The organism is Anabaena sp. FACHB-1391 (assembly GCF_014696755.1).
Lineage (GTDB): Bacteria > Cyanobacteriota > Cyanobacteriia > Cyanobacteriales > Nostocaceae > Dolichospermum > Dolichospermum planctonicum.
On sequence record NZ_JACJQS010000014.1, the window covers coordinates 93778 to 107815 of the forward strand.

The 14038-nt window shown below is 36.0% G+C and carries 12 protein-coding genes and 1 pseudogene; 4 read left to right on the plus strand and 9 right to left on the minus strand.

Annotated features, from left to right (window positions below; translation table 11 throughout):
- Window positions 1-25 precede the first annotated feature (25 nt).
- Window positions 26-1603, minus strand: coding sequence for an N-6 DNA methylase (locus tag H6F62_RS09125; protein ID WP_137907874.1), 1578 nt, complete (start codon window positions 1601-1603; stop codon window positions 26-28).
- A gap of 155 nt (window positions 1604-1758) precedes the next feature.
- Entirely contained in the window at window positions 1759-1959 is a 201-nt protein-coding gene (locus tag H6F62_RS09130; RefSeq protein WP_137907873.1) for a hypothetical protein, read from the minus strand.
- 127 nt (window positions 1960-2086) lie between these two features.
- On the opposite strand from H6F62_RS09130, the gene mnmE reads away from it, so the two are divergent.
- Window positions 2087-3481, plus strand: a complete 1395-nt coding sequence (gene mnmE, locus H6F62_RS09135) for a tRNA uridine-5-carboxymethylaminomethyl(34) synthesis GTPase MnmE (protein ID WP_190371846.1) — start codon at window positions 2087-2089, stop codon at window positions 3479-3481.
- Between the two features lie 51 nt (window positions 3482-3532).
- Here mnmE and H6F62_RS09140 read toward each other — a convergent pair whose 3' ends face one another.
- The 5 genes and pseudogenes from H6F62_RS09140 to H6F62_RS09160 form a co-directional block, all read right to left on the minus strand.
- The gene (locus tag H6F62_RS09140) at window positions 3533-3967 is read right to left on the minus strand and encodes a hypothetical protein (protein ID WP_137907871.1); all 435 of its coding nucleotides are present in this window, start codon (window positions 3965-3967) and stop codon (window positions 3533-3535) included.
- 329 nt (window positions 3968-4296) lie between these two features.
- Window positions 4297-4593: a DUF2103 domain-containing protein gene (locus H6F62_RS09145; RefSeq protein WP_028083665.1), complete on the minus strand. Its 297-nt coding sequence runs from the start codon at window positions 4591-4593 to the stop codon at window positions 4297-4299.
- A 1-nt stretch (window position 4594) separates the two neighbouring features.
- Window positions 4595-4918: an ATP-dependent Clp protease adapter ClpS gene (gene clpS, locus H6F62_RS09150; RefSeq protein ID WP_137907870.1), complete on the minus strand. Its 324-nt coding sequence runs from the start codon at window positions 4916-4918 to the stop codon at window positions 4595-4597.
- A 118-nt stretch (window positions 4919-5036) separates the two neighbouring features.
- Window positions 5037-5339: pseudogene (locus H6F62_RS09155) on the minus strand (glycoside hydrolase family 10 protein); the annotation flags it as partial.
- 72 nt (window positions 5340-5411) lie between these two features.
- On the minus strand, window positions 5412-7436 hold the full coding sequence (locus H6F62_RS09160) for an FAD-dependent oxidoreductase (protein ID WP_137907869.1): 2025 nt from the start codon (window positions 7434-7436) through the stop codon (window positions 5412-5414).
- Between the two features lie 277 nt (window positions 7437-7713).
- Here H6F62_RS09160 and H6F62_RS09165 point away from each other — a divergent pair, with 277 nt between their 5' ends.
- Entirely contained in the window at window positions 7714-10029 is a 2316-nt protein-coding gene (locus H6F62_RS09165) for a tetratricopeptide repeat protein (RefSeq protein ID WP_190371847.1), read from the plus strand.
- Window positions 10030-10191: 162 nt separating this feature from the next.
- A complete protein-coding gene (locus H6F62_RS09170; RefSeq protein WP_028083656.1) occupies window positions 10192-10386 on the plus strand; it encodes a heavy-metal-associated domain-containing protein in 195 nt (64 codons plus the stop codon).
- 146 nt (window positions 10387-10532) lie between these two features.
- On the opposite strand, the gene H6F62_RS09175 is transcribed toward H6F62_RS09170, so the two are convergent.
- Complete coding sequence (locus H6F62_RS09175; RefSeq protein WP_190371848.1) at window positions 10533-10718, minus strand: hypothetical protein; 186 nt, start codon at window positions 10716-10718, stop codon at window positions 10533-10535.
- A gap of 310 nt (window positions 10719-11028) precedes the next feature.
- Between H6F62_RS09175 and gyrA the strand changes: the two genes are divergently transcribed.
- Window positions 11029-13644 (plus strand): DNA gyrase subunit A, encoded by a 2616-nt coding sequence (gene gyrA / locus H6F62_RS09180; RefSeq protein ID WP_137907867.1) that lies wholly within the window; start codon window positions 11029-11031, stop codon window positions 13642-13644.
- A gap of 78 nt (window positions 13645-13722) precedes the next feature.
- Here gyrA and H6F62_RS09185 read toward each other — a convergent pair whose 3' ends face one another.
- Complete coding sequence (locus tag H6F62_RS09185; protein ID WP_190371849.1) at window positions 13723-13932, minus strand: hypothetical protein; 210 nt, start codon at window positions 13930-13932, stop codon at window positions 13723-13725.
- Window positions 13933-14038 lie beyond the last annotated feature (106 nt).

Consider the following 14038-nt stretch of genomic DNA (forward strand, 5'->3'; position numbering starts at 1 on the left):
ATTTTGTAGGGTGTGTTAGCGATCGCTAATTCACCTGACAACAGGTTGAAAGCATATTCATAACAGATGTATCTACCAGTTTATAAGATATCTGTTTATTCACATATTTCATAATAGAATCAATAATTTCTTGTTGCAAAATTTCACATAATGCTTTTTGATTATCTTCCTTTATTTCTAATACTAATTCTTGAGTTTTCCAAGAGATATCTTTCATAGTATCTTCATCAGGTAAAATTACAGGAGTTTTTAAAATATATTTAGCAGAATTATTAGCAGATGGATTAATAGATTTTAAACATAACCAAAAAACCGGAGAATTACAATAAGCTAATAGAAAATATAAATCAACAGAAGATTTAGGAAAAATTCCTACTATAGATTGGTCAAAGAGACTTTCCTCAATTAATGCTGCTGTAGGACGTTTAGATGTTACCATTGGAAAACCAATTCCTGTTTTAAAGTAGTAGGAAGAATTTTGAAATCTTGATTTTTTATTATTTTTATAATATTCAACAGTTTCCCAACTCCAATCTACATACCATTGAGTAGGTTTAATGAAATTAAAACCACCACCTTTAAGAATAGGAATAAAATGTTTTGTTCCTGCTATTCCCTGTAAAGGATTTTGTAATGTGGAAGGTGTAGATTCAATAGCATTAGGATCAACCAATAAATAATCGGTAGAACCTTTAACAGAAGTTGATGCTTTACGCAAGAATATTTTATCATTTCCTGAATAAAACCCTGTTACACAGTCAGCAATATCAGCCATTTTAGTTATATTATTTGATAATTTATGAAAAACTGATTCATTAGCCGATATAGGAATAGATAGAGATTCACTATTAAAAATATCTTTCTGAATGATATTATTACCATTAGATTTCATATTTGGAGATTCTGTAAAATCCCCCAAAGAGTCAACAAATCTTACAGAAAAAGAATGGTTGTATTTCGGTTTCTCAGCACGGATAGAAATAATACAAAGACCAGCATAACCAAATGAAATACCAGGAAATAGAGATGAACGAAAGACATCTATACTTTCAATTGTAAATTGTTCGAGAATATAACGTCTAATAGTAATATAACTGTGAAGATACAAAAAAGTGTCAGGAATAATAAATACAAGTCTTCCTTTTTCTGCAAGTAATTTGAGACAACGTAGCAAAAAAACAGTATATGTCTCTTTAATATAAAATCCCGGATATTTTCTTTTTAATTCTGTACGACGATCATATTCTTGCCAACCTCCATAGGGAGGATTACCTAAAATTTTCGTAAATTTATAACCAAAATATTCACATAGATCTAAATCTCGGCAAAAAATTGTGTCACGCTCTCTTATCTCTACATTTTTAAATTGGCTAAACTTTAATCTGAGTTTTTTTGCGGATTCAGGATGTAATTCATAAGCAACAGATGATATATTTTTATTAGTTTGAAGTGCTGCTTCTAAAAGATGTCCTTCCCCAGCAGATGGTTCAAGTAGTTGATCATGATTCTCTAATTTCAAAAGTGAAACCATATAAGAAGATAAAGATTGATCTGATGTCAAATAAATTTGGTATTGATCTCTATATTTTGTTTCCATTACCATTGTAAATATCCCATTAAATCAGATTTCTGAAGATCACTTACTGTTGTACTTAATAAATCATTTTTGGTTGATTTAGTAGCAAGTGAGTTGGGTTTACTTGCGTCAACCCAACAATACCCACAATTAATAATCCTAAATTACAACCCAAAAACCATTTAAGGATCTTCTGGAAACACCCATTTCGGTGGTTCTGTCATTTTTTTCCGCAATCTTTCTTCAGCTATTTCTAGCATTTTGTCTAGGGAAGTTTCGGAGATAAATTTTGAAGTTGATTCTCTAAACTCGATATTCGGACATTTATCACCTAAAACACACCCGTTAACACAGGCTTCAGCACAGTTAATTTTTTGTTCCATAATTAATTCCTCAAGAATTTTTACTATTATTGGTAATGGGTAATTACCTCATTTCTTTCTTAAACTAGTGTACTGTAGAGGTTTAAGATTGCGCTTTTCCTCTATCCCTGAAGTAGAATAACCCTTCATGTCCGAATTATTGGCTAATACTGGAACTATTGCGGCGATCGCTACTGCTGTTGTCCCTCAACAAGGTAGTGTAGGTATTGTGCGGGTTTCTGGTGATCATGCCATAGCCATCGCTCAAACTCTATTTTATGCCCCGGGGCGACAAATTTGGGAAAGTCACCGGATTCTTTACGGTTATATCCGTCAACCTCAAACAAAGCAAATTATTGATGAGGCTTTATTATTGATCATGAAAGCCCCCCGTTCTTTTACCCGTGAAAATGTCGTAGAATTTCATTGTCATGGAGGAATTATAGCGGTACAACAAGTATTACAATTATGCTTAGAAAATGGCGCAAGATTAGCCCAACCGGGAGAATTTACTTTAAGAGCATTTTTAAATGGTAGATTAGATTTAACCCAAGCGGAAAGTATCGCTGATTTGGTGGGAGCAAAATCACCTCAAGCTGCTCAAATGGCTTTGGCTGGGTTACAGGGTAAATTAGCCGAACCTATTCGCAAATTACGGGCTAATTGTTTGGATATTTTGGCAGAAATTGAGGCCAGAATTGATTTTGAGGAAGATTTACCACCTTTAGATCAAAAAAGAATTATTACCGAAATTGAGCAAGTGACCGGGGAAATTAGTCAATTATTAACCACAAAAGACAAAGGTGAATTATTACGAACTGGTTTAAAAGTGGCGATAGTGGGGCGGCCCAATGTGGGAAAATCAAGTTTATTAAATGCTTGGAGTCGGAGCGATCGCGCCATTGTCACAGATTTACCAGGAACAACCCGTGATGTGGTAGAATCTCAATTAATTGTAGGAGGAATTCCCGTACAGGTGCTAGATACAGCGGGGATTCGGGAAACAACAGATCAAGTAGAAAAAATTGGTGTAGAGCGATCTCATCGTGCTGCTAATGCTGCTGATTTGGTATTATTGACTATTGATGCTACCGCAGGTTGGACACCAGCAGATCAAGAAATTTATGTACAAGTAAAACACCAGAATGTAATTTTAGTAATTAATAAAATTGACCTGATTTCATTAGCAGAACAAGAAAACCTTAAATCCCAAATTCTAAATCCTAAATCCCAAATTGTCACAGCCGCAGCCATAAATCAAGGAATTGATCGGTTAGAAATGGCGATTTTAGAAATAGTTCAAGCCGGAAAAGTTCAAGCCGCTGATATGGATTTAGCAATTAATCAACGCCAAGCAGCAGCTTTAATAAAAGCGAAAAGCGATTTAGAACAACTGCAATTTACAATCACTGAACAATTACCCTTAGATTTTTGGACAATTGATTTAAGAGGTGCAATTCAAGCATTAGGAGAAATCACTGGTGAAGAAGTTACAGAATCAGTTTTAGATCGAATTTTCAGTAGGTTTTGCATTGGTAAATAAATCAGATCAGTTCATATTTTTTATTCAGTAATATCGCTATTTTAATATTTCCTAACATTTAGTTGTATTGGGATTTTCAAATTTCCCAGGTTCACTAACGAACAATTGATTTAAAATCACCTTACCTGAAGGATCTATTACCTCTAATCTGATCAATTCCCGTTGCACAATTTGCCAAGAAACTCGATATTTATATTTAGCATTGATCCATGTGAATACCGGACGCGCTTGAGTACCAGATGCTTTAGCCCCAATTAAACAAATTTGTTTACCTGTTTTTAGATTTAAGTTTTTGTAGTAATATTTACCTTGAGCTTTCCAAAGTGTTAAATTCCAACTGGGTGGTTGTAGTTGTCCTTCGACATCAAAAAATTTTCCCTCTGGAAAAGCAAGATTAGCTACAGCTTGACTCGGAACACAAACATCTGCAACTATGGGTAAAGAAAGACCCAAAACTAAGGAGAGTGCTATTCCTTTGATTTGCATAATTAATTATTACCTCAAATACTAATATTACTAATATTACTCTTCTATTTTTTACAGCAACTCGATTTTAGTTGTAATACTTAATTTTAAGTGTATCATGCCTTGCATAAATATTAAATATTGTATTAAATATTGTCATAAAACTTTAAATAATCCATTATATGTAAAGAAAGTTGTGGAAGCATTGCGGTTTGTAACTATTTTGTACAACTACTAGGCATAATCCTTTAGACTAGGTTTCCATAGAAATATCAAACATTGAAGAATAATCAAAAGTCAAGGTTAAAACTGAAATTTAGTTCTAACCTTGCTGTTTGTAAATTCATAATTTACGCAATTTTCATAGCAATGGCTATCGCACTTTCCAGTTCATCCTGTAGTAAAGTTGTGAGGATAAACACCTCCTGTACTGTTTTACCTTGACGCGCAATGATTTTATAACCACCGCGAATGGGTACAGACACACGCAACTGCATTTTTGGAGCATGACCCCTGGCTCTCCCAATTACCGCAGGTGTGACAGTGAGAATGCCATTGTGTTGGCACAAGCGTTCTAAAATGGGAATTAGACCGGGAATATGGGTAGAGTGATTCCAAACAAGTCTACCATCGGTGGGTTTAGACATATTAGACTGGTTCCAGGGGAGCCATTGTCAACCCAGCGCGACGTAGTTGCTGGTGGTATAATTCCGCTGGTTCTTGGGGTCCTGTCCAGACAATTGCTCGTCCTTCGTAGTGGACCTGATTAGTCAGATCCCACGCGCGATCGCTCGACATACCGGGAATATACTTCATTAAGCATTCAGCGACGTGCTGAAAAGTGTTAAAATCATCATTCAAGACAATCACCTTATAATTAGGATAGGTTTTGCGAGTCACTTGATTAACCCGGTCAGGTGTCACAGTTGGTGCTGAGACCATAGTATACACATCCACAAGTTTTGTCACCATAGAAAAATGAGCCAAAAACGAATTTGTTCAAACTAAGATTACAAATAACTAGTTTAATCTATTGCTGGCTGGGTTAGTAGTCAAGCACAAGCCGATAATATGTCAAAATAATATTTGGTTAAGGTAAACCATTTGATTTCATGATTAAGCTGTTGAAGGTAGAAGCCGTTTCTTCTGGTTTTCCAGAAGCGGGAAAAACTAAAACACTCTTAATAGCAGGGTTATTTACTATTTCTTTTAAACGATGGAATTGTTTCTCAGTAATAGCAATTCCTGCCGAATTTTTCACATAATTTAATTCCTCTGGAAAATTAGCATCATTATAAGCTTGAATAAATACCCGATCAACATTCCATTTTTGCCAATCAGCCGCGAAATATCGTGTAGACCAATAGGGGTTATGATGGCAAATATCAAAACTAAAGTTAAAAAATCTGATCCCAACTCACAATAATCATCGGGGTTTACACAGTAAACCCCAAAAAGACTAAATTTACCGCCAATCATCCCAATTTTCGTTAAAAATAGAAGTATCAGGAAAAGCCGTAGGATTACCATTTTCCGTCAAAATCTGTTTTAAAATTTCTAATTGCGGTTCTTGTCTAGGTAAATCATTAACTAATTCATAGGGGTCAATTCCTTGTTTTAAAGCAAAACTAGCCACAGTTCCCGCAGCAGCACCAGAAGACCATTCAAAAGAATGAACTCGATAAGCAGCAGCAGCAATATGACTAGTAGCAATACTTTTTCCTCCTACCAATAAATTATCAATTTTTTGGGGAATCATTGCCCGGAGTGCAATTTGGAAAGGATAAGCAAGACCCGCACCTCTTCTTTCTCCTGCACGTTCCGTATTACCAGGTAGTTCCGCTGGAGTTTTTGTCATACAAGGATGAAAATCTATCGCATAATGACCAATACCTACAGCGTCAGGATAAATTGTAGAGCGACTTCTGCGAACAACTTTTTCTGGGGAAATTTTACCCATAATTACAGATGTTACTTCTAAACCAGCCACTGTTGCTTTTAAATTACGATACATATTTGCTGGGAGATTTTTTTGATAATATTCATCATTATAATTACGACGAGAAATATCAACTTCCCAAATCCCAAAACCTTCCGGTTGTCCCCAACTGGGACGGCCAATAATACGTCTTCCTTCCCTCATATAGGGGTATTTAGATAAACCATGAACCGTCCCCATAGGTGAATCTAAACCTGTTAAAAAACGAATATTTGTTTGCGGTTGTTTTACTCCTTCTCCTAATTGAGAATCTGTAGTTCCTGCATACAACCAATAAAAATAAGAAAAAGCCTTTTCTTCAGCTTTGCGGAGGGTTTCTGTGCGTAGTCCACCTTGCCAACCTCCTGGTTTTAACTGTCCAGAATTTTCTAATTGTTGACGAGTGTAAATCAGATTATCTGCGGCTGTTCCTGGACGGTAATCATTTCCCCAAGTCCAGTTTTGCATGGAAATATCCCCTGGTGTGGGTACGGTAAATTTCACACCATTAAATTTAGTTAATTGTCCTGTTTGGGGACTCCAAATTCGGCGATAGGTAAATACTAAATCAAAGTTTGCTAATCGTTTTAATTCATAACTAAAATATGGTGCATATTGGGAATAAAATGACGGCATTGTGATTTGTTGCGGTGATTTTGTTGCCTCCATAGCAAAGGTATAAGTAAACCCTTGAGTACAATAAGGATCATTAGTTGTGCTAGAAGATGAAGGTTCAAGGTGAGAAAGTGCATCAATTCCTAAACGGTAGGGAACATCTGCTAAAGCAATAATTTCCCCGGTTTCACTTGTGTCTATAACGTACCATTTGCCAAACTTATTGGGAGTTGGTTTAGGAAGAAAACGAATAATAGTTTTACTCAACAAAGATGAGTTTTCATAACTATAAGCATCGGCAATGGTTTGGGATAAAGTATTAGTATTTAAAGGTGGTGTACCTGGTAGTGGTTGATGTTGAATTGCGATCGCATTATTAATAATTTTGCCATCTTGACTAATTTCTAAATCTTTAATTACTGTATTCGGAAAAAATTGTAATTTTCCCTTACCTTTCTTTTCGGCATCTTTGAGCATTTGTGTGATCATATTATGAGCATCACTAGGAAGAAAACAGGAATCACTTACCCAACATTCACCAGGGTTAAGTTTACCATATTTACGTTGAATACGGTTTCTTAATTCCAAATATCCACGGGAATAGAATTGTTTAGATCGTTGAGTTGGTCTTTCGTCTAATGCAGATGTCCCTTGAGAGGAAATTTGTCCCCCCAACCAGTCGGTTATTTCTGTTAAACAAACTGTTCTTCCCGCAAGTAAGGCTTCATAAGTTGTTGCTACTCCTGAGAGTCCACCACCCACGACTAGAAGCTCACAGTTGACCGTTTTATCTGGAGTCCGTGGAGGAGTGGCTGTAACCGCATAAGGAGCGAGGAATGTGGTAAATAAGCTAAAACTAATGAATGTTTGTAAGCCTTTCTTGTATCTTTGTTTCATGGTTTCTGCACTCTGTACACTACTATGTCAAATTATATAAGGTATCATTGGGAAAAGATTAGTACTTCATTTTACATGATTATGGTACTTAAAGTCCGTGGACTTAAAGACATTAATAGCTTTTAATTGTTTTCATGACAACATCTAACAGTAAAATCGCAAAATCTGTTAATATCAAAAAAACCTAAAAATCCAGTAACCTGACACTAATCATCTATGATAGAGGGAATATAAGCACACCATTGTAAAAACTAACTACCGACTAGGGAAAATTGTCATGAAGAACAAAAACCCCATATTCTCAAATCTAGCTTTAAAAAGTACCATTTTCCTTTCACCTTTAGTGCTATTAACGGCTTTTATTAGTCAAAGCATTGTACCATCTGCTACCGCTCAGGTACTATCAAATCAGCACCAGGAAAAATTAGCGCAAAAACCAGTCAAATCTGATTTAGAAATTGCCTTTACTCGCACAAATACTTTAATCAATATTTGGTTAACTATTTTAAGTTTATTTCCTGTAGCTTTAATTGCGGTATTATGGTTTTTTCGTCGAGCTATAATTAGGGAAATTGTAGAACGAGGAATGCAACAAATTCAAGGGATTGAAAATTTGCAAACTCAATTAACTACAGTTCAAACAGAAGCTAAAAACCTGATTCGAGAATCTCAAAATACTACGCAAGAATTAGCGCAGGAAGTTGATAATCTTAAACAAAAGATTCAGGGTGAACAAGAAAATTTATCCATTCTTTTATCTGATTTACCTAAATCAAAACAAGAGTTTTTAACAGCTTTGGAAATTGAGGTGAAATCTGCTCAAGAAAATATCAGTAATTTAGAGTTTACATTGAATACTCAATTAGAACGATTAAATTTATCTGCTCAACAGCAAAAAATTACAATTGACAATATCAAAAAGTTAGAAACTGATTTATTTTCTGAATTTATCAAACTCAAGTTAGAAGTGGAAAATCAAAAAGATATTGCTATTATTGACATTGAAAAATCTCGCAGTAATTTAATATCTCAATTTCAGTTAGTAGAGTCAGAATCTCAACAACAAAAATATCAGACTTTTGAGAATTTAGTCAAATTACAAGTAGAATTTACCAGTGAATTATCTCAATTTCAATTAGATGTTAAAAATCAAAAAGATATAGTTATAGAGAATATCGAAAATCTCAATAATCTATTTAAATCTGAAGTTAGTGAATTAAAGACTGATACGCAAATCCAAAAATATCAATTTATTCAGGATTTATCTAGATCCCAAAGTGAATTTTCTCAGCAACTTACAGAATTACAAAATACAGCTATTCAACGACAGCAGCAAATTATAGACAATTTAGAAAAATCCTGCGGAGAATTTACATCTCAGTTTTCAGACATACAAAATCATGTCCAAAAACAGCAAACTACTATTCTGGAAAATCTGCAAAATTTAGAAATTGAATTTTCTCAGCAAATTACAGAATTACAAAATACAGCTATTCAACGACAGCAGCAAATTATAGACAACTTAGAACAATCTGAAGAAGTATTTACATCTCAGTTTTCAGATTTACAAAATGATGTCCAAAAACAGCAAACTACTATTCTGGAAAATCTGCAAAATTTAGAAATTGAATTTTCTCAGCAAATTACAGAATTAGAAAATACAGCTATTCAACGACAGCAGCAAATTATAGACAACTTAGAACAATCTGAAGAAGTATTTACATCTCAGTTTTCAGATTTACAAAATGATGTCCAAAAACAGCAAATTATTACTTTAGAAAATTTGCAGAAATTAGAAATTGATGCTCAACAACGGAAAGATATAATTCTCAAAGAACTAGCGGAAATTACACCTCCCCCATTCATAGAAAAAGCACCAGAACCATTACAACCACAAACTTCTCTTAATGATTATCTAAAAGAAGCAGAAATGCTATTTTTAGAAAAACGTCATCAAGATGCTTTAGCTATTTATGAACAAATCATTAAAATTCAACCTGAAAATCCAGAAAATTGGCTCAAACGTGGTCTAATCTTCAATAGATTAAACCGCTATAAAGATGCTATAATGTCCTATAATCAAGCTATTAAAATTAATCCCGAATATCATCAAGCTTGGTGTGATATTGGTGTATCTTGTGGAAAATTAGGAAAACATCAAGAAGCTTTTAACTGTTTTGATAAAGCTATTCAAATTAAACCTGATGATGGAGTTGCTTGGGTAAATCGTGGTTTATCTTTGGTAGAGTTAGAACGCTATGAAGACGCAATTGCTTCTTTTGATAAAGCTTTAGAATTTCAACCTAATTCTCCTAAAATTTGGCATAAACGCGGTTATACTTTAGTTAGGTTGGGAGAAGATGATCAAGCAATTAGCAGTTTTGATAAAGCACTAGAAATTAAACCTGATTATCATATTGTATATTATCACAAAGCTGCTTGTTATGCACTACAAAGACAAGTTAAATTAGCTTTAGAAAATCTGCAAAAAGCCATTGAATTTAATCCTAATTATCGGGAAGACGCTGGAAATGATATTGATTTTGATCATCTCAAAAATGAGCCAGATTTTCAAGTATTAATTCAGGGTTAAAACTTTTGTTGGGTTTTCATTTAACCCAAACCACAATTTTCTTGAGTTTCTTCTAAAATATGTTCTATGTTAACTAATTAATCTGGAGGATTTAGGATATAATATTTTTGTTTTTGCAAACATTGTCTTATTTGTAATTTAGTTTTCACCTCTTTTTTGTTTATGACTATTCAACTTACTGTTCCGGGAATGTCTTGTTCTGTTTGTGCTAATAAAATCACTAATGCCGTTAAGATTGTTGATGTTAATGCTATTGTGGAAGCTAACCCTCAAACAAAACTTGTCAATGTAGATACTCAAGCTTCGGAAACTGCTATCAAAGAAGCTTTAATTGCTGCTGGTTATCCTCCTTCTTAATGGAATGGTGCGTTCAGCTTTGTGTAACGCACCCTAAATCACATAATGTCTTATTTTCTCAACCAAGTCGCGGGAAAAAAGAAGATTTAGGGGTTGACAATTGATTTAAAATTTGTTATCATGTAAATGACGAGGAAGAACTATTATCAAATAATTAGTAAATAGGCATTTACAGCAAGTTCAGCTTGAGTGAGGTATACTTTATGCGGGCAAGATGCCCGCACCACAGGAGTTTTATCATTAATATCTGTACTTAATAATACTGGAAACTGCTGTATAGTTTGTTTTAACTGACTTAATCTAAATATGGCTTTTATTTTCTCCTTATTCATTCTCGTAAATTTATAAATTAAAATTGTCTCAATTTCTTATATATTTCTATTATTTAATTCTCTGGCTTATTTAATGGCTTTATTTTCTTGAATTTTAGATCATCTAATATTACTTAATAAACACAAAATCAACTTTCATTTTCTGGATCTGATTGACTATTTTGGCCGATTGGATAGTATTTGTGCAAATTGGGTGACAATGTGTTAGAATTATAGCAAAATATGACAACTATTCAAAGTTTATTTGACATAATTTTGTATTTTGTCAAGTTGAAAGCTAAAATCTACATTTTTTGGAGTTTTGGAGTCTATGACAACCTCACAGGAGAGGATTATCCCGACAGATTTGCGAAATGAAATGTCGCGGTCTTATCTAGAATACGCTATGAGCGTCATTGTGGGTCGGGCGTTACCAGATGCTAGGGATGGTCTCAAACCTGTGCATCGTCGCATCCTCTATGCTATGCACGAACTAGGTTTGCTACATGATCGCCCCTTTAGAAAATGCGCCCGTGTCGTAGGGGAAGTATTGGGTAAATATCACCCCCACGGTGATACTGCGGTTTATGATGCTTTAGTACGGATGGCACAGGATTTTTCTATGCGATCGCCCCTCATCAATGGTCATGGTAACTTTGGTTCGGTAGATAATGATCCACCGGCGGCTATGCGGTACACAGAATGCCGATTGCACGCATTAACAAGTGTCGCTCTTCTCCAAGATATTGAAGCAGAAACAGTAGACTTTGCTGATAACTTCGACGGTTCTCAACAAGAACCAACGGTTTTACCCTCCCGCATTCCCCAACTCCTGTTAAATGGTTCTTCGGGAATTGCAGTGGGAATGGCGACAAATATTCCTCCGCATAATTTAGGAGAATTAATTGATGGATTAGTAGCATTAATTCACAATCCTGAAATTACTGACATACAATTAATGCAGTATATTCACGGTCCCGACTTTCCCACCGGAGCGCAGATATTGGGAGTCAGTGGTATTAAAGAAGCTTACACCACAGGTCGCGGTTCAATTACCATGCGGGGTGTAGCCAATATTGAAACCATTGCCCAACGCAACCGTCCCGAACGAGAAGCAATTATCATTACCGAATTACCTTATCAAACCAATAAAGCCGCATTAATCGAAAAAATTGCCGAATTGGTGAATGATAAGAAAATCGAAGGTATTGCAGATATCCGCGATGAAAGCGATCGAGACGGTATGAGAATCGTCATCGAATTAAAACGTGATGCCTATCCCCGTGTCGTTTTAAACAACCTTTATAAGCAAACTCCCCTACAGGCTAACTTTGGGGCGAATATGTTGGCATTAGTCAATAGCGAACCTCAAACCCTTAGCCTCAAACGATTCCTCAGCGTTTTCCTGGACTTCCGCATTTTCTCCATAGAACGCCGTACCCGCTACGAATTACGGAAAGCAGAAGAAAGAGATCACCTATTGCAAGGATTACTAATTGCTCTGTCACAATTAGATGCAATTATTGTTTTAATTCGTCATGCACCGGACGCACCCACAGCCAAAGGAGAGTTAATTACCAATTACGGACTTTCCGAAGTGCAAGCAGACGCAATTTTACAAATGCAGTTGCGACGGTTAACGGCTTTAGAAGCGGATAAAATTCGCCTGGAACACGAAGAATTACAAGTTAAAATCACCGACTTACAGGATATTTTAGCCAGACGGGAACGGGTTTTAGAAATCATCGAAACGGAAATCGGCCAAATTAAAGCCAGCTTTGCTACACCCCGCCGCACGGTTATCACCCATGGAGAAGGAGATATAGATGACATTGACTTAATTGCTAACGAAAAAGCAGTGATTCTGGTTACAGAACAAGGTTACATCAAACGGATGCCCGTCAACACCTTTGAATCTCAAAACCGCGCTACTAGGGGTAAAGCTGGTGCTAAAGTTAAAGATGATGATACCATTGAGCATTTCTTAACTTGCTGTGATCATGATAGCATTTTATTCTTTAGCGATCGCGGAGTTGTCTACTCACTCAAAGCCTATCAAATACCCGTAGGTTCGCGCACCAGTCGGGGGACACCCATAGTCCAAATGTTACCCATTCCCAAGGAAGAGAAAATTACTTCTATTGTCCCAGTAGACGAATTTAGTAGCGAAGAATATCTTGTGATGCTCACCAAAGGCGGTAACATCAAAAAAACCGTCTTAGAAGCATTTAGCCATATTCGCGCCAACGGACTAATTGCCATATCCTTAGAAGAAGGTGACCAACTACGCTGGGTGAGAAGAGCCAGAGTAGAAGACAGTATAATTATCGGTTCACGTCAAGGTATGGCCATTCACTTCCGCTGTACTCATGACCAACTGCGTCCCCTGGGAAGAGCCACCCGTGGTGTAAAATCCATGAAACTCAAGGATAAAGACGAACTCATAGGTATGGATATCCTACCTGCGGCCATTCTCGACACCTTAGATACTAGCACAGAAGTGGAAATAGAAGAAACAGCAGAAATAGAAGAAACCTTAGAAATTGCTGAAATTGAAAATACCGAAGAAACCGCAGAAACCAGTAACAGCAATAGTACCGGACCATGGGTACTAGTCATTACCGTAGGCGGTTATGGTAAGCGTGTTCCTGTTTCTCAATTCCGACTGCAAAACCGGGCTGGTCAAGGTTTAATGGCCACCAAATTCAAGACCCGGAAAACCAAAGACAAACTAGCCACTTTAAGAATTGTCAACAGCGACGACGAAATCATGATGGCCACCAATCGTGGTATTATTATTCGTCAAGCCGTCAATGCAATTTCTATTCAGTCAAGGTCAGCCACTGGAGTTAAAGTGCAACGTTTAGATGAAGATGATGCCATTACCGGAGTTGCGATTGTTCCCCCCGACACTGGTGATAATGGAGAACTAGAGGACGCGGAATAGCTAATTAGCAAGATACCTGACTTCTTGTAGAAGTCGGGGATCTGAATTTTCTGGTATAGCTTTTAAATTTGTGAATTATTAATCGTTTGGTTTCATACATTCAATAGCAACAGCATCAATAAACCTACTTTGATGTTCCACATCAGCAAATGCAGGATCTCTTGAATCATTAAAGCTAGCCTTACGAATTTGTATAAAGCCAGCTTTTGATAATTCATGTTTTAGAGATTTGTAGTCCCACATCCAAAGATGATTGCTATTTCCCAAGAATGATCTTACAACCCACATTCCGCACCCTGAACTGTCACAGATCAAAAAAGCAGAGATAGTAGTACATAATAACTAACGATCAATTAAAGAGAAATAAGCTTAATGAGAATACATATCATTAAAA